Raw genomic sequence first — 16,518 nt, 5'->3', positions numbered from 1 at the left:
CCGTTAAATGTGTGCAATAGGGCACACGATACGATGTGGGAGGGCTCACGCCCGTTTAACCACAGGAGGTAATGCACATGGCTAAGCATGGTAAGAGCTATAACGACGCTGCCGAGAAGATCGACCGCGCCACGCTCTACACCCCCCTTCAGGCTGCCAAGCTCATCAAGGAGCTCGACACCGCCAAGTTCGACGAGACCGTCGAGGCTCACTTCCGTCTGGGCATCGATACTCGTAAGGCTGACCAGAACATCCGTGGTTCCATCTCCCTGCCCCACGGCACCGGCAAGACCGTTCGTGTTGCCGTCTTCGCCGAGGGCGAGAAGGCCCGTGAGGCTGAGGCTGCCGGCGCCGACATCATCGGTTCCGACGAGCTTGTCGCCCAGATTCAGAAGGGCGAGATCAACTTCGACGCCGCTATCGCTACGCCGAACATGATGGCCAAGGTTGGCCGCATCGGTAAGATCCTTGGTCCCCGTGGCCTCATGCCGAACCCCAAGCTCGGCACCGTGACCATGGACGTCGCCAAGATGGTCTCCGAGCTCAAGGCCGGCCGCGTTGAGTACCGCGCCGACCGCTACGGCATCTGCCACGTGCCCCTGGGCAAGAAGTCCTTCTCTGAGCAGCAGCTCGTCGAGAACTACGCTGCCCTGTACACCGAGATTCTGCGCGTCAAGCCCTCTTCTGCTAAGGGCAAGTACGTCAAGTCCATCTCCGTGTCTTCCACCATGGGCCCTGGAGTCAAGGTCGATCCCGCTGTCCAGCGTGACTTCCTGGCTGAGTAACTGCTAGTTACTGCCTGAGTACAGCAAGCATTGCTAAAGAAACCCGGTTCTGCCTTGTGCAGGACCGGGTTTCTTGCTATCTCGGGCCAAAACCACCACAAAGGGGACAGGCACCTTTGTGGTGGTTTTGGCACTTTGGCGTCAATGTTATGGCATCGCAGCGAGCCGGTTCCAAGTGCCCCAGGTCGTCCCGAAAGAGGAGCGACGCGTACTTTGGTACGCGAGCGACGGCTTGAGGGGCGAGATGGGGTGCTTGGGGCCGGCGCAGCGTCAAGCCTTAAAGGTGGTTACCAGGGTGTTCTGGCGGTAGAGGACTCGATGGCTTCGTGGCGTTTGAGCTCGCGGCGCATGGTTTGTGAGTTGAGCCAAGCTGCTTGCCAGCCGCGGATGGGGTAGTGCGTCTGGTCGAGCTCAAACTGCGTATAGCCGCAGGCGTTGATGATCGTCGTTCCACACACATGCTGACGCTCGCGCTGAAAATCGCAACCGTAGCTTTGGTGCACATGCCCGTGCACCATGTAGTCGGGATTCCAGGATTCGAGTGCTGTGTTAAAACACTCGAATCCTCGATGCGGCAGATCGTCCAGATCACCCATACCGGCGGCGGGTGCATGGGTAAGCAGAATGTCGCACCCGCCGACCATCCTAACCTTACGCGACAGCTTACGCATACGCTTGGACATCTCTCGTTCGGTGTACATGTTGGCGCCGTCGCGATAACGCATGGACCCGCCAAGGCCCGCAATGCGAATCCCTCGGTACGTGTACACGCTGTCTTCTACGCAGATACATCCGCCCGGTGCATGACGTGCGTAGCGGTCATCGTGATTGCCACGCACGTAGATGAGCGGTTTGTTGATGACCGTAACCAAAAACTCAAGATAGTCCGGGTCCAGATCGCCGGCGGACAAAATCAGGTCGACGCCCTCAAAGCGTTCCTTGCGAAAGCACTCCCAAAGGCATCGTTCTTCGGTATCGGCTATGGCAAGGATTTTCATAGGGCAGGGACTTTCGGCTCATCGTCGAGCTGCGGAATGGTGCCTACCACGTTATCCGCCAGCCAATTCATCTCGACAATCTGCGTGCTCGGCAGCGGAGGGAAGCCTTCGATCTGTACCACGCCGTTCTGGCTGTGGAGCTCGCCGCCAAAGGGGTTGATGGATCCCTCAACAATGCCGTTACGGAGCAACTGCACGAGTTTGCGCGTCTGGTAGGGTAGGCCCGGAGCGTAACGGATGTCGATAACGCCAGAGCTCATGCCGTACCAGTAGTTGACGGCGCGCACTTGGTTGTCATCGCTGGTCTCGTCCCACGTGCCGTGCAGAAGGCTGCGAACGATGAGCTCGTAGTAACGGCCCCAGTTCCATACCGGCATGGCGATGCCGGAAACCTTGCCATCGACCAGGCGGTGGAGTCCGTAGGCCGTAGGGTCTTCGAGCGACTTTGACATGTCAGCGCCGGTCATGACGCTCACGCCTTCGCGGCACATGGCCTCGGCAAGACCGCCGGCGGGTACATCGCCCCAGGTGAGGATAATTTGCGCGCGGGGGTCGAGCAGCGAGGCACCGATGGCAAAGGCATTGATCTCGCTGAGCGCGCCGGATGCGAAGACCGACGCGTGGTAGCCGATGCGATGGTTGTCTGCCATGCTGGCGGCAAGGGCGCCCAGGAGGAACTTGGCCTCGTACATCTTGCCAAAGTACGAACGGACGCTTTGGTGGGGAAGGCCGATAGAGCAGTTGAGGAACCGAACCTGGGGATACTCAACGGCAGCTCTGAGCGTGTATTCCATCAGGCGGTGCGAGGTCGAGAAGATGACGTTGTCTCCATGTTTGACAGCCGTTTTCACGGCGGCGTAGAACACGTCCGGATCGTGACAGTCCTCGAACGCCTCGGTGCGCACGATACCGTCAAAGTGCTCATCGAGATACTGGCGTCCTTGGTCGTGCAGACTGTCCCAGCTCGACGCCGCACAGGGGAACTCATGGATAAAGGCGATGCGCAGGGGGTTGGCCGTCGAATAGACAGTCTTGCCCATAAAGAAGTTGAGCACGCCGGAGGTGGACTTGGTGGGCGACTCCTCCTCATCGACGCTCGGCGCTTCGACAAGATCGACCTTGTCCTCGTCATTTTTGCCGGCAATGACCAGCTCGCGCCAAATCTTGCACAGGCGGTTTACGACGATATCCGTCGGCGTATCCAGCAGGCGGTCCTGGTTGTACACATTGAGGTAGACGAGCATGGCGTCGGCAGGCGTAATGTCCAGGTGGTCGCCGCCTGCGCGAAGGTAGGCGCGCTTAAAGAGCAGGAAGGTGTGGCGTAGGTAGTCGACCTTTTTCTGCGGCCATTTTTCGATAAGATTCTGACCGAGCATCTTGGCGAGCGTCTCGTAGCTTCCCTCACGCGAGAACTCGATCTCGTATAGGGGGCAGACGCGCCAAAACGCGCAGAATTCACCGTACAGGCGGCTTTCGACGGAATCCCATGTGCCGGGGTAGAGACGGGTGACCCTGGCCGAAACCGTTGGAGCGTCCAGGAATTTGAGGACACTGACGCGTTTGTTGCCTTCCTGGACATAGAACCGATGCATGAACTCGGTGACGATGATGGGGTCGCGATAGCCCTCGGTTACCTGGATGTCGTAGAGGTTGGACCACTTGCGGGCGAACTCGGTGTTAAACGGCAGCAGGGGCATAAAGTTGCATGAAAAGGCGGGCTGACGGCCCTTGGTGACCGTGCCGACGACCATTTCGAGCGGAATATCCCGCAGGCCGACGCTCACTCGCTGACCTAAGGGGAGCTGAGCAACCAAGCTATCGAGGTCCGTAAGGTATGGATGCTCGCTTTGGCTAATGGCGCGTCGACGTCCTTGCTCGCCGCGCTTGCGTGCTTGACGATAGGCCTCTTCCATAATGTTGCTCCCTTAGTCGTTTAAACAACTATATGAACCATGGTACCACGAATGAAAACCACTACAAAGATGCCTGACCCCTTTGCGGTGGTTTAGGCGATGATGGGGGCGATGGCGCGGATGCAGGCGTCGGCAGCGGTGAAAGTGGTGCTGTCGTCGCTGACGATAAAGATGATCTTTCCTTTGATGCCAAAGTCGCCGATTTCGCTAAAGAGCACGTAGGGCTCTTTGTCAAAGCCCGAGATGGGCGAGACGGCCGTTTTGGTTGCGCTCGTGAGCTCGTCTGCCAGCACGTCAAGGGAAGCCCACTTAGACGTGTCCTTTACAGCAACGGGCACGGCCACGCGTCCAAAGGGCATCAAATGCACGAGCGTGTTCTTGGAGATGTTGGAGTTGGGCACAATGATGGTCTGTCCACAGGCATCCTCAATCGTTGTATGACGCCAAGTGATGTCTTGGACCACGCCGGATACGCCGCCGACCTCGATATTGTCGCCGGGTTTGATGATGCCCATAAAGGTCACTTGCATGCCGCCGATAAGGTTTGACAGCGTGTCCTGAAAGCCGAGCGAGATGGCGATGCCGCCGACGCCAAGAGCGGCGACGAGCGCGTTTGCGTTAATGCCAAAGCAGTTGTCGAGGATAAAGCTGCCGCCAATCATCCAGATGACGGCGCGCGCGATGTTGATGAAGATACTTGATGCCGGAAGCGGGTTATCGTCACGGTTAAGCAGATGGTTCAGGGTCTTGGATACGACCTCGGCGGCGACGGCGGTGCCTATCGCCAAGATGACGGCCCAGATGATGTTGTGGACCCATCGTTGTGCAAAGAAATGAAGAATCGGCTCAAACAATTCCATGTAGGGAAAACCTCCTAATGATCGTCCAACCATGATACCCACCAAGAAGCCCGTCCGGTCACATCGGACGGGCCGATAACTTGAGATGGGGTGGCCGCGGTGGCGTAAGCTGGGGCGCCGGCGAGCACGCCGGCAAGGAGTGCGGCGGTCAAGGCGAGACGGGGAAGAGAGCTTCTCGTGGCAGTTTCCTTAGTCCTTAACCAGTAGTTCCTGCTGACGCTGGATTATCGACATAATATGCGAAAACCGCCGCAAGGGCGTCTGTCCCTTTGCGGCGGTTTTGACGTTTGCGCAGATAAAACCTACCAAAATAAACCTGTCCCTTTTTTGGCAGGTTTTAGCTCAGCAGCATGCGGTCGTTGGCGAGCTCGCCTCCCGAGACCTCCTCGAACTTCTGCAGCAGGTCGGCTACGGTGAGCGACTTCTTCTCATCGCCCGCCACGTCGTAGATCACGTGGCCTTCGTGCATCATGATCAGACGGTTGCCCAGACGGATGGCGTCGTTCATGTTGTGCGTGACCATGAGCGTGGTCAGGTGGTTCTCGTCGACGATCTCCTCGGTCAGGTTAAGCACCTTAGAGGCCGTCTTGGGGTCGAGGGCCGCGGTGTGCTCGTCGAGCAGCAGCAGGCGCGGCCTGGTGAGCGTGGCCATCAACAGGGTGAGTGCCTGGCGCTGGCCGCCCGAGAGCAGGCCGACCTTGGCGTTGAGACGCGTGTCCAGACCAAGGTCCAGGCGCTTGAGCAGCTCAACGTACTCATCTTTCTCGGCCTTGGTGACGCCCCACGAAAGGCCGCGACGCTGGCCGCGACGCTTGGCGAGGGCCAGGTTCTCGGCGATTTGCATGTCGGCAGCGGTACCGCGCATGGGGTCCTGAAACACGCGGCCCAGGTACTTGGCGCGCTGCGACTCGCTCAGGCGCGAGATGTCGGTGCCGTCGAGCTCAATAACGCCCGAATCGAGCGGGTACACGCCGGCGATCATGTTGAGCAGCGTGGACTTGCCGGCGCCGTTGCCGCCGATCACGGTTACAAAGTCGCCGTCATTCAGGGTGAGGTCGACGCCGGTGAGCGCGCGCTTCTCGGTGACGGTGCCCTTGTTAAAGGTCTTCTTGACGTGCGAGAGCTTAAGCATCTGCCTCATCTCCCTTCGTGTAGGAGCTGCGGAGCTTATAGCGCTCCCAAACCACGGGTACGCACAGGGCCACAGCGACAATTACGGCGGAAAGCAGCTTCATGTCGTTGGCGTCCATGCCCAACTGCAGCACGATGGCGCGGATAAGGAAGTACACCACGGAGCCAAAGACGGCGGAGGCAAGACGGACGCTAAACTGCGTGAGGCCGCCGGGCAGCAGACGGCCGAGCACCTCACCGATAACAATGGCGGCAAGACCGATAACGATGGCACCGGTGCCCATACCAATGTCGGCATACTTTTGGCTCTGGCAGATGAGCGCGCCCGAAAGGCCGATGAGGGCGTTGGAGAGCACGAGGGCGATCATCTTGGTGGAGTTGGTGTTGACGCCCAGGGCGCGGATCATGTACTCGTTGTTGCCGGTGGCGCGCAGCGCCGAGCCAATCTCGGTGCCAAAGAACCAATACAGGATGGCAACGATAGCCACGGCGAGCAGGATGCCCAAGATGATGGCAACGGTGGACTGCGGCAGGCCGGTCATATTGCTGACGGCCGAAAACACGGTGCCCTTGGCAAGAATGGGCGTATTGGATTTGCCCATGATGCGCAGGTTGATGGACCACAGGCTGATCTGGGTGAGGATTCCGGCGAGGATCGCGGGAATCTCAAAGACGGTGGTCAGAATGCCCGTGACGGCGCCCGCGATGGCGCCGGCGCACATACCGGCCAGCACGGCGAACAGCGGGTCGACGTTGTTATTGACGATGAGCACAGCGCAGACGCAGCCGCCGAGGGCAAAGCTGCCGTCGCAGGTCATATCGGGAATGTCGAGCAGGCGGAACGTGATAAACACGCCAAGCACCATAATGCCCCAGAGGACGCCCTGCGAAACGGCGCCCTGCAATGCAATGAGCATGCTTCATACCTCCTAGGATAGGGTGGACACGTGATTCACCATAATAGCGGTAACAATGCATAGAAGAGTTACGGACAGACGTTTTGTTTTACCTGAAACAAGCAGGGCGGACGCCGGTCTACAGCGCCCGCCCCTGTGGCTCAGATATTGAATAACGCGGCTAAAGCGCGAGCACGGGCTCTAGACGCATGCTGCGTATGGCATTACGCGTCCAGGGCGGAAAGGTCGATGCCCAGGGCCTCGGCCATTTCGTCGTTCTTGACGACGACCAGGTCCTTGCTTGAGAGGTGCTTGATCGCCATGTCCTCGGGCTTGGCTTCGCCCTTCAGGATCTTGACGGCCATCTCGCCTGCGGCGTAGCCCAGATCCTCGTAGTTGATGGAGAGGGTGAACAGGCCGCCGGCCTTGCACATGCCCTCCTCGCCAGTCACGAAGGGGAGCTTGTTCTCCTTGCAGATCTGGCCGACCTGCGAGGCACCCGCGGCGATGGTGTTGTCGGTGGGGGAGTACAGCGCGTCGACCTTGCCCACGGCAGACTCGACGACGGACTGAATCTCGTTGGAGCTCGAGACGGTGAAGTCAGTGTACTCGAGGCCCAGCTTGTCGAGCTCTTTCTTGGCGGCCTTGATCTGGACGTCGGAGTTGGACTCGGCGGTGCAGTAGAGTAGGCCGACCTTCTTTACGTCGGGCAGGACCTTCTGCATCATCTCGAGCTGCTCGGCGACCGGGGTGAGGTCGGAAGCGCCCGTGACGTTGGTGCCCGGCTTGTCGTTGTCCTGTACCAGGCCGGAGGCGGCGTAGTCGGTGATGGCACAGCCCACGATGGGGATATCGGCCGTGGCGCCGGCGGCAGCCTGCGCGGCGGGTGTGGCGATGGCATAAATCAGGTTGACGTTGTCGCCCACAAACTTGTCGGCAATGGACTTACACGTGGACTGGTCGTTCTGGGCGTTCTTCTGGTCAATCTTGACCTTAAGGCCGCTCTCCTTGATGGCCTTGACAAAGCCGTCGTTGGCGGCATCGAGTGCGGAGTGCTCGGTGAGCTGCAGAACGCCGATGGTGTAGTCGGAACCGGCGGCAGCAGAGCCGGAACCAGAGTTGCCGCCGCATCCGGCGAGCGGGGCGAGCGCGAGCAGGCCGGCGGAGACCAGAAGGCTCCTGCGGCTGATGGTGATGTCCTTCATATCATTACCCCCAGTATAAAAATGGCTGGAAACACTGCACTGGGACAAAGTGCAAGTGGAACTATAGTAGCGCTGATGCCCATTTTTACAACAGCCTGGCGGGTTTTTTAATACAGAATCGGATGGGCGGTACGGGTAGTCGAATGGGCGGCGGAGGGTCTTATGCGGCGGAGGAGGCGTCGTCCTCGTCCAGGGCGGCGAAGAGCTTCTTGCCGTCGAGCAGGCGCGTGCTGACGTTTCTCATACGGGCGATCTCGACGGTGCGCAGCGTATCGTCGGTGCCTCGGGCGTCGTAGACCGTTCCCAGCAGATACGAGATGCCATCGCGCTGCCTGATGGCAAAGGGGCGGAGTGTCATCCGTGCTGCTTCGGTTTCGCCGCGTGTCGTGACGCTCGAAATATCAAAACTCACCGTGGTTCCGTGGTCGATGGCCTGCTCGACGAGCTCGCACGTGTCGATGCGCTTGATGGGCGTGCGTGTTGCCTTGGTAGCCTTGCTGTCTGCGCTTGGAGCGGGTTCGGGTGTATCGAGGTAGCCGCGAACGTCGGCGCTCGCCATGGCAACTAAGTGCTGCGCCATGCGCTTGCGGATAGCGATAGGCGTGGAGCGGTTGCGCATGACCATACCGTGGAGCCGGATGATCTCTTCATCGGTGAGCGGGCGGGTAAGAAGTTTGTAGCCCACGCCGCGTTTGTACTCAATTTCGTATCCGGCATGGCGAAGCGCGGAGATGGCGGTGTAGATGCTGCGCCGCGCCGCCGAGATGGGCATGCGGGCGGGGTCGTCGGGATGGGCGAGGCGCTGGATCAACTCATCGGAAAGCATGGCCTTGTCCTCGCCGGTGTTTTCGCTTAATAGTTGCAGGATTCGAACGGCGCGATAGGCTGCCATCGAGGCGGCGCCTCTCGTCGTGGTGTCGTAGGTTTCAACAGCGGCTTCGGTCATGGTGCCCACGTCCTTTCCGTTTTGGGTGGCGACGGTATGGAGCCTAGGACGTGGGGCTTTCCCAGGGGCGCAGGGCGCTCTGGGCGGTCGGTAGTCGTCGGCAAACGGCGGGTCGAGTTTTCAACAGCCCTGCTCGACTGACCAAAAACTTGCCAAAAGCTTGACGGATGCTGTTGAAAAAAGCGTCTCTCGACCGATGTCGAGAGACGCTTATGCGATGAGCGTTGGCGTGTGGCGACGCGAGCTAGCGTCCGACGATTAGAAGTCGGCGTTGCCCACGGTGCGCGGGTGCGGCAGGACGTCGCGGATGTTGCCCACGCCGGTCAGATACATGACCAAGCGCTCGAAGCCCAGACCGTAGCCGGCGTGCTTGCAGGAACCGTAGCGGCGCAGGTCAAGGTAGTACTTGTACTGCTCGGGATTCATGCCCAGGTCCTTGATGCGGGCCTCGAGCAGATCCAGGCGCTCCTCGCGCTGGGAGCCGCCGATAATCTCGCCGATACCGGGAACCAGGCAGTCGGCGGCGGCGACGGTCTTGCCGTCCTCGTTCATGCGCATGTAGAACGCCTTGATCTCGGCCGGGTAGTCGGTCACGAAGGTAGGGCGCTTAAAGTGCTCCTCGGTCAGGAAGCGCTCGTGCTCGGTCTGCAGGTCGATGCCCCAGCTGACGGGGTAATCAAACTGGTGGCCAGCAGCGACTGCCTGCTCCAGGATCTCGACGGCCTCGGTGTAGGTAACGCGGGCAAAGTCGGAGTTGGCGACATGGTCCAGGCGCTCGAGCAGACCCTTGTCCACAAACTTGTTGAGCATATTGAGCTCGTCGGGGCAGGTTGCCATAACGTCCTTGAGGACGTACTTGAGCATGGCCTCGGCGTTGTCCATGTAGTCGTTAAGGTCGGCAAAGGCCATCTCGGGCTCGATCATCCAAAACTCGGCGGCGTGGCGCGTGGTGTTGGAGTTCTCGGCGCGGAAGGTGGGACCAAAGGTGTACACGTCGCCAAAGGCCATGGCAAAGTTCTCGGCATTGAGCTGGCCGGACACGGTGAGGTTCGCATGCTTGCCAAAGAAGTCCTGGCTCCAGTCGACCTCGCCGGACTCGGTGAGGGGCGGATTTTTGGGGTCGAGCGTGGTCACGCGGAACATCTCGCCGGCGCCTTCGCAGTCACTCGTGGTGATGATGGGGGTGTTGACGTAGACAAAACCCTGCTCCTGGAAGAAGCGGTGGATGGCGGCAGCCGCGACAGAGCGGATGCGGAACACGGCGCGGAACAGGTTGGTGCGCGGGCGCAGGTGCTGCTGGGTGCGCAGGAACTCGACGGTTGCGCGCTTCTTCTGCAGCGGGTAATCCGGGGCGCTCGTGCCCTCGACCTCGATGGAAGTGGCAGAAAGCTCGAAAGGCTGGGGTGCATCGGGGGTCAGTTTGACGGTGCCGGTGCAAATGAGTGCGGCCGAGACGTTTTGATGTGCGATCTCGTCGTAGTTGTCGAGTGCCTCGCGGTTCATGACGACCTGCAGGTCGCGGAAGCAGCTGCCGTCGTTGAGCGTAACAAAGCCAAAGTTCTTCATGTCGCGGACGGACTTGACCCAGCCGGCGACGGTGACGGTTTGGCCGCCGAGCGACTCGGCATCGGCATAGAGCTGCGCGATTTTGGTGCGGTTCACGTATCCTCCCATAACGGTTGAATGATAGTTATCCATACAGTTCGATATTCTAGCAGCTCGGCTCATTTGGGCTATACAGATAAGGCATTGGCGGGATGGTTTTTCAAACGAAAAGCGCCCGCGGCCTAATGGTCGTGGGCGCTCGACGAGGTGCCTTTTGGCTGTGTGGTGCGGGGCCTGGCTACTTGGTCTTGGCTACCAGCAGCGGGTCGCCAAGCTTGACGAGCGGGTTGCCGCCGATAAGCGTTCCGGACTCGCCGACATGGTCGATGCTCTTAAGACGATCGAGCTCGGAGACGATGACGGTCACGATGTCCTCGTGACCAGCGGCCTTAATGGCCTCGCGGTCGAAGCTGATGAGCGGCTGGCCTGCCTTGACCACATCGCCCATCTCGACAAAGCGGGCAAAACCCTTGCCGTTCATTTCCACGGTGCCCAGGCCAACATGGATGAACACGCGAAGACCGTCCTCGGTGATCATGCCGATGGAGTGGTTGGTGACAGTGGTGGCGCCGATGCGGCCGTTGGCGGGCGCATAGATGGTGCCGGTAATGGGCTCGATGCCATAGCCCTGGCCAAGCATGCCCGAGGCGATCGTCTCGTCGGGAACCTCGTCCAGGTTGACGAGCACGCCGTTGACGGGGGCGTAGATGACGCCTTCGCGGGTAGCGAAGCTTGCTGCGGGCGGAACGGACGCCTCGCCGGTCGAGGTGAAGGTGGACTTAAGCGAATCGAGCAGACCCATAGTTGCCTCCAACTTAAATAGGCGCATATCGCGCGTTTGGTTTGCCGGAAACGTTTCGCATGTGTTTCGCGGCTTGGTCAACGCCCCTATTTTACGCTGCTCAACGATACCTCTGAACTGGGATTATGTGATATATCAGTTGAAGGGAAACTTATTGCCGGAGTGTTTCTGCGCCACGGGTTCAAGTGGGGTACGCTTGAAGGCGAAAAACAAGGGCGCATAATTTGCGCGAAGGGAGCACATATGATTGTTGAGAACCATGCGCTGTGGGGCGAGGAGCCGACCGAGGAATATCCGGCGACGTTTACGTATTTGGGTGCCGAGCCGCTGCCCGACAAGCCCAATGGCCGCCGCCCCGCGGTGATCATCTGCGGCGGAGGCGGGTTTACGCATATCGCTCCGCACGAGCAGGACCCGGTGGCGTTTGCGTTTTTGGATCACGGTTACCAGACCTTTGTGCTCAACTATGTCACGAGTTCTACGGGTGACGTGAGCTTTCCGCACCCCCAGGCAGATCTTGCCAAGATGGTCGCCACGGTGCGCGCCAACGCCGACGAGTGGCATGTCGATCCTAAGCGTGTGTGCGTCGTGGGATTCTCGGCGGGCGGCATGATCTGTGCTTCGCTGGCAACGCAATGGAAGACTGGTCCCTTCGCGGGCTTGGCAGGGGCGCGTCCGGACGACATTCGTCCCGATGCCGTGGTGCTGGGCTATCCGCTGCTCGACTTTGCCTATGTGCGCGACATGCAGACGCGCGACCCGCGCATCGACCTGCGCGTGCCCAAGACGGGCGGCAAGACGGGACGCGATTTGCTCAACGACTACCTGTCGATGGTGACGGGCGGCGAGGCAACTGACGAGCATCTGGCCGACATCTGCCCCACCACGCATGTTTCGCGTCAGATGCCACCGACCTTTGTGTGGGGCGTGTCCGACGACAAGACGGCGCCGATCGCGCAGGTCTACCCGTTTGCGCAGCGCATGGCCGAGGAGGGCGTTGCATGCGAGATGCACGTCTTTGACCAGGGTGGTCACGGCCTTTCGCTCGGCAACGCCAACACCGCGGTCGACAACGAGGACAAACAGGTGGCAGTCCGCCCTTGGATTCGCCTAGCCTTCCGCTTCCTGGAGCGCCACGGGTTTTAGTTACGGCGTTTTACCAAACGCCGTAACCACTTGACGCTGCAAGCCCGCCAGGGCGGCAATCTGCCTTTCAACTTCGGCGGCATGACCAGAAGGTCAATGCCGCCTCGTTTCAAGGCACCTTGCTCGCCCTGGCGGGCTTTCGCTGTCGGTTCCAAGACATCGGCATCGTCCTAGCTGTCAAGGGCTTGGCGTAGGTAGTCATTGGGGACGTTCTTAAGCGACTAGTCGAAAGGGACACTCTTGCGGCACTTGGCACTCGGGGACGTTCCTTTTGTGCCGGCACTTGGGGACGTTCCTTGCAGCAATCTGTCGATTGAACGTCGTTGTGTGTTCGCGCTATCATGCATGGTTACAATTGGTTAGCCATGGCAAACGGTTAGCCATGGTGAACATAAATACAACGCCCTGTGGGCGCCGGGGGAGGAACACGGACGTGAAGCTCGATACACTCGAGATTGGAAAGGACGCCGTTGTCGCATCGGTGGCATCGGACGATCAGGCACTCCGACAGCATATTTTGGACATGGGTCTAACGCCGGGCACCGAAGTCACCATGATGAAGTACGCCCCCATGGGTGACCCGCTCGAGATCCGCCTGCGTGGCTACGAGTTGACACTGCGTAAGGACGATGCCGCTCGCATCGAGCTCGTGGGTATTCACGACACCGATACGGGTCCGCGCGCTAACGCCGCAATCGGCACGACGGAGCATCCGGCCCTGGGCGAGGGGACGTATTCGCCCCGTGCGGCAAAGACGGCCGTGCCAGAGGGCGCGCCGCTGCACTTTGCCCTCGCCGGCAACCAAAACTGCGGCAAGACCACGTTATTCAACCAGCTGACGGGCTCCAACCAGCATGTCGGTAACTTTCCCGGCGTGACGGTCGACCGCAAAGATGGCACCATCCGTAACCATCCCGAGGCGAGCGTTACCGACCTGCCCGGCATTTACTCCCTGTCGCCGTACACAGGCGAGGAGGTCGTGAGCCGTCAGTTCATCCTCGACGAGCGTCCGGACGCCATCATCGACATCATTGACGCCACCAACATCGAGCGCAACCTGTACCTGACACTGCAGCTCATGGAGCTTGACCGTCCTATGGTCATCGCGCTCAACATGATGGACGAGGTGACCGCCAACGGCGGCGCCGTGGACGTCAACTTGCTCGAGAGCCTGTTGGGCGTGCCCGTTGTCCCCATTAGCGCTGCCCGCAACGAGGGCATCGGCGAGCTGGTGGACCACGCCCTGCACGTGGCGCGGTTCCGCGAGCGCCCCGGTCGCCTGGACTTTTGCGCGCCCGACGGTCCGGACGGCGGTGCACTGCATCGCTGCATCCACGGTATTGCTAACCTGATCGAGGACCATGCCGTGACGGCGCACATCCCGGTGCGCTTTGCGGCGACCAAGCTGGTCGAGGGCGATGAGCTGGTAACCGAGGCGCTTCACCTGGATCGCAATGAGCTCGACGCTATCGAGCACATCATCACCCAGATGGAGGGCGAGGCCGGCACCGACCGCCTATCTGCGCTGGCCGATATGCGTTTTAGCTTTATCGGCGACGTGTGCGGGCGTTGCGTCGTCAAGCCGCACGAGAGCCGCGAGCACGTGCGCTCCGTCAAGATTGACCGCATCCTGACAGGTCGTTACACAGCCATTCCGGCGTTTCTGGTGATCATGGGCCTCGTCTTTTGGCTGACGTTTGGCGTGATCGGCGCGGCGTTGCAGGGACTTATGGAGGACGGTATCGCTGCCATCATCGCCTCGGCCGATGCGGGCCTCAAGGCGTTCGGTACCAACGACGTGGTGCGCTCGCTGGCTGTCGACGGCGTGCTTACGGGCGTGGGCAGTGTGCTGACCTTCCTGCCGATTATCGTCGTGCTCTTTTTGTTCCTCTCCATTCTGGAAGACTCCGGATACATGGCGCGCGTGGCCTTTGTCATGGATAAGGTGTTGCGTCGCTTTGGCCTGTCGGGCCGCAGTTTCGTGCCCATGCTCGTCGGTTTTGGCTGCACCGTGCCGGCTATCATGTCGACCCGTACGCTCCCATCCGAGCACGACCGCAAGATGACGGTCATGCTCACGCCGTTTATGAGCTGCTCAGCCAAGCTGCCGGTTTACGGCTTGCTGTGCGGGGCGTTTTTCCCGCAGGCGACGGTTCCCGCCATGGTCTCGCTCTATCTGATCGGTATCGTGGTCGGCTGCGTCGCGGCTTTGGTGCTCAACCGCACGGCATTTAAGGGCGACCCGGTGCCGTTTATCATGGAGCTCCCCAATTACCGCCTGCCGAGCGTCAAGACGACGGTGATGCTGGCATGGGATAAGGCCAAGGACTTCATCACCAAGGCCTTTACCATTATCTTTGCCGCTACGGTGGTCATCTGGTTCCTGCAGACGTTCGATATCCGCTTTAACGTGGTCGCCGACCAGTCGCAAAGCCTGCTTGCCGGTCTGGGTAGCATCATCGCGCCGGTGTTGGCCCCGCTCGGCTTTGGCGACTGGCGCGCCTCGACGGCGCTCGTCACGGGGCTCATTGCCAAGGAGAGCGTCATCTCGACGCTCACGGTGCTTTTGGGCGCAACGTCGCCCGCGGCGCTGTCGACCATGTTTTCGCCGTTTACCGCCTACGTGTTCTTGGTCTTTACGTTGCTGTACCCGCCTTGTGTGGCGGCAATCGGCGCCGTCAAGAGCGAGTTGGGCGCGCGCTATGCCGTGGCCGTATTCGCGTTTCAGGTCGCCGTTGCCTGGATCGTGGCGTTTGTCGTGCATTCGGCGGGCATATTGCTGGGGTTGGCTTAGTTATGAATTGACGGCGCAACCTCTGTGTATCGAATTGTTTTCGGCCCCGCATCTGTACTGACGGATGCGGGGCCGTTGCTATATAATCGCCTCCGCTCAAAACGATTGGAGACGTTATATATGACTCAGATAAGGCAAGACGGCATCACGCTCAAGCAGTGGCTCCCGCTCATCGGGCTCACCTGCTGTGCGTTCGTGTTCAACACGTCGGAGTTTATGCCCATCGGCCTTTTGACTGATATCGCCGCGTCGTTCTCGCTCACCGAGGCCCAGGCGGGCATCATGATCTCGGTCTACGCCTGGGGCGTCATGCTGCTGTCGTTGCCGCTCATGGTGTTTGCCTCGCGCTTCGAGTTCAAGCGGATGCTGCTGGGCGTGCTCGCCGTGTTCTCGCTGGGCCAGTTTCTGTCCGCTGTGGCGCCGACTTATCCCATCCTGGTCTGCGCGCGCCTGGTGGTCGCTTGCGCACATGCCGTGTTCTGGTCAGTCGCCTCGATTATGGCCTCGCGCCTGGTCGACACTCGCCACGGCGCGCTCGCCATCAGCATGATCGCTACGGGCTCGTCCATCGCGCAGATCTTTGGCCTGCCTCTCGGTCGCGCCATTGGCTTGGCCGTGGGCTGGCGCATGACGTTTGCCGTGGTCGGGGGCCTCTCAGCCATCGCGGTCGTCTACCAGGCAGCGGTGTTCCCGGCCATGCCGGCGGGTGAGCGCTTTACCGTCAAACAGCTGCCCGAGCTGCTCAAGAACCCGCTCCTCATCGCGCTCTACGCAGTCACGGTCTTCATGGCGACCGGCTATTACGCAAGCTACAGCTATATCGAGCCCTTCCTGGCGCAGGTCGCGCACGTCGATGCGGGCGCCATTACCATGACGCTGACGGCGTTTGGCTGCTCTGGTTTGCTCGGAAGCTGGCTGTTTGGCCGCCTGTTCGATGGGCATCGCTTCCCGTTCTTGGCTATCACGCTCTCCGGCGTGCCGGTGGCCCTGCTGCTCATGGGGCCGGCCGCATCGTCGCTCGTGACAGTGCTTGCCGTCTGCGCACTGTGGGGTTGCTGCGCCACGGCCTTTAACGTGGCGTTTCAGGCCGAGCTCATCAAGTGCACGTCGGCAGATTCGTCGGCCGTCGCCATGTCGATCTTCTCGGGCCTGTTTAATCTGGGTATCGGCACGGGTACCGCGATCGGCGGAGCCGTGGTTTCGGGCCCCGGTATCGCCTTGATCGGCTACGCGGGTGGTGCGATCGCTGCCGTGGGCGTCATCCTCGCTATCACGGTGATGTTCCCGGTCATTCGTCGCGCAAAGCCTGTCGCCTAACCACGTCCCCTCATCAGTTGCGGTGGAATAGTTCCTGTTTAAGGCCTCTGAAGGCCCAGGCAGGAACTATTCCACCGCAACTTATTTTGGGGGAGAGGATACAAGCTGGGCATACAATGG

The 16,518-nt window shown here is 60.3% G+C and carries 13 protein-coding genes; 4 read left to right on the top strand and 9 right to left on the bottom strand.

All coding sequences use genetic code 11. From position 1 onward, the window contains the following. The first annotated feature begins 77 nt into the window (after positions 1-77). Complete coding sequence (rplA, locus tag I4W07_RS04575; RefSeq protein ID WP_196025773.1) at positions 78-785, top strand: 50S ribosomal protein L1; 708 nt, start codon at positions 78-80, stop codon at positions 783-785. 287 nt (positions 786-1,072) lie between these two features. Here rplA and I4W07_RS04570 read toward each other — a convergent pair whose 3' ends face one another. From I4W07_RS04570 to I4W07_RS04530, 9 genes are all read right to left on the bottom strand, one after another. Further along, positions 1,073-1,783 carry a metallophosphoesterase family protein gene (locus tag I4W07_RS04570; RefSeq protein WP_117799696.1) on the bottom strand — a complete coding sequence of 237 codons (711 nt, stop codon included), beginning with the start codon at positions 1,781-1,783 and terminating at the stop codon, positions 1,073-1,075. Further along, entirely contained in the window at positions 1,780-3,696 is a 1,917-nt protein-coding gene (locus tag I4W07_RS04565) for a BMP family ABC transporter substrate-binding protein (RefSeq protein WP_196025772.1), read from the bottom strand. The genes I4W07_RS04570 and I4W07_RS04565 overlap by 4 nt, the downstream gene beginning before the upstream one ends. Before the next feature lie 92 nt (positions 3,697-3,788). Then, complete coding sequence (locus I4W07_RS04560; RefSeq protein WP_196025771.1) at positions 3,789-4,556, bottom strand: mechanosensitive ion channel family protein; 768 nt, start codon at positions 4,554-4,556, stop codon at positions 3,789-3,791. A gap of 337 nt (positions 4,557-4,893) precedes the next feature. Then, the gene (locus tag I4W07_RS04555) at positions 4,894-5,688 is read right to left on the bottom strand and encodes an ABC transporter ATP-binding protein (RefSeq protein WP_055250279.1); all 795 of its coding nucleotides are present in this window, start codon (positions 5,686-5,688) and stop codon (positions 4,894-4,896) included. Next, positions 5,681-6,604 carry an ABC transporter permease gene (locus I4W07_RS04550; protein ID WP_055309412.1) on the bottom strand — a complete coding sequence of 308 codons (924 nt, stop codon included), beginning with the start codon at positions 6,602-6,604 and terminating at the stop codon, positions 5,681-5,683. Before I4W07_RS04550 ends, I4W07_RS04555 begins: the two co-directional genes overlap by 8 nt. A 203-nt stretch (positions 6,605-6,807) precedes the next feature. Next, a complete protein-coding gene (locus I4W07_RS04545; RefSeq protein WP_196025770.1) occupies positions 6,808-7,788 on the bottom strand; it encodes an ABC transporter substrate-binding protein in 981 nt (326 codons plus the stop codon). Between the two features lie 160 nt (positions 7,789-7,948). Beyond that, positions 7,949-8,734 (bottom strand): hypothetical protein, encoded by a 786-nt coding sequence (locus I4W07_RS04540; RefSeq protein WP_196025769.1) that lies wholly within the window; start codon positions 8,732-8,734, stop codon positions 7,949-7,951. 258 nt (positions 8,735-8,992) lie between these two features. Next, positions 8,993-10,396, bottom strand: coding sequence for an asparagine--tRNA ligase (gene asnS / locus I4W07_RS04535; RefSeq protein WP_271739755.1), 1,404 nt, complete (start codon positions 10,394-10,396; stop codon positions 8,993-8,995). Positions 10,397-10,577: 181 nt separating this feature from the next. Next, positions 10,578-11,141 (bottom strand): PTS sugar transporter subunit IIA, encoded by a 564-nt coding sequence (locus tag I4W07_RS04530; protein WP_022093882.1) that lies wholly within the window; start codon positions 11,139-11,141, stop codon positions 10,578-10,580. A 243-nt stretch (positions 11,142-11,384) separates the two neighbouring features. On the opposite strand from I4W07_RS04530, the gene I4W07_RS04525 reads away from it, so the two are divergent. From I4W07_RS04525 to I4W07_RS04515, 3 genes are all read left to right on the top strand, one after another. Next, on the top strand, positions 11,385-12,287 hold the full coding sequence (locus tag I4W07_RS04525; protein ID WP_196025768.1) for an alpha/beta hydrolase: 903 nt from the start codon (positions 11,385-11,387) through the stop codon (positions 12,285-12,287). Positions 12,288-12,669: 382 nt separating this feature from the next. Next, complete coding sequence (feoB, locus tag I4W07_RS04520) at positions 12,670-15,081, top strand: ferrous iron transport protein B (RefSeq protein WP_196025767.1); 2,412 nt, start codon at positions 12,670-12,672, stop codon at positions 15,079-15,081. Positions 15,082-15,201: 120 nt separating this feature from the next. Continuing rightward, a complete protein-coding gene (locus tag I4W07_RS04515) occupies positions 15,202-16,398 on the top strand; it encodes an MFS transporter (RefSeq protein WP_196025766.1) in 1,197 nt (398 codons plus the stop codon). The last annotated feature ends 120 nt before the right edge of the window (positions 16,399-16,518 follow it).

The sequence above is a fragment of the Collinsella aerofaciens genome (assembly GCF_015670745.1).
In the GTDB taxonomy this organism is placed as follows: Bacteria; Actinomycetota; Coriobacteriia; order Coriobacteriales; family Coriobacteriaceae; genus Collinsella; species Collinsella aerofaciens_T.
The sequence above is the reverse complement of the archived record's forward strand: the minus strand, read 5'-3'. Positions and strand labels throughout refer to the sequence as shown.

Excerpts from the sequence above, each read along its gene's own strand:
- rplA (WP_196025773.1), top strand. The coding sequence starts at position 78 with ATGGCTAAGCATGGTAAGAGCTATAACGACGCTGCCGAGAAGATCGAC.
- I4W07_RS04570 (WP_117799696.1), bottom strand. The coding sequence starts at position 1,783 with ATGAAAATCCTTGCCATAGCCGATACCGAAGAACGATGCCTTTGGGAG.
- I4W07_RS04565 (WP_196025772.1), bottom strand. The coding sequence starts at position 3,696 with ATGGAAGAGGCCTATCGTCAAGCACGCAAGCGCGGCGAGCAAGGACGT.
- I4W07_RS04560 (WP_196025771.1), bottom strand. The coding sequence starts at position 4,556 with ATGGAATTGTTTGAGCCGATTCTTCATTTCTTTGCACAACGATGGGTC.
- I4W07_RS04555 (WP_055250279.1), bottom strand. The coding sequence starts at position 5,688 with ATGCTTAAGCTCTCGCACGTCAAGAAGACCTTTAACAAGGGCACCGTC.
- I4W07_RS04550 (WP_055309412.1), bottom strand. The coding sequence starts at position 6,604 with ATGCTCATTGCATTGCAGGGCGCCGTTTCGCAGGGCGTCCTCTGGGGC.
- I4W07_RS04545 (WP_196025770.1), bottom strand. The coding sequence starts at position 7,788 with ATGAAGGACATCACCATCAGCCGCAGGAGCCTTCTGGTCTCCGCCGGC.
- I4W07_RS04540 (WP_196025769.1), bottom strand. The coding sequence starts at position 8,734 with ATGACCGAAGCCGCTGTTGAAACCTACGACACCACGACGAGAGGCGCC.
- I4W07_RS04530 (WP_022093882.1), bottom strand. The coding sequence starts at position 11,141 with ATGGGTCTGCTCGATTCGCTTAAGTCCACCTTCACCTCGACCGGCGAG.
- I4W07_RS04525 (WP_196025768.1), top strand. The coding sequence starts at position 11,385 with ATGATTGTTGAGAACCATGCGCTGTGGGGCGAGGAGCCGACCGAGGAA.
- feoB (WP_196025767.1), top strand. The coding sequence starts at position 12,670 with ATGGTGAACATAAATACAACGCCCTGTGGGCGCCGGGGGAGGAACACG.
- I4W07_RS04515 (WP_196025766.1), top strand. The coding sequence starts at position 15,202 with ATGACTCAGATAAGGCAAGACGGCATCACGCTCAAGCAGTGGCTCCCG.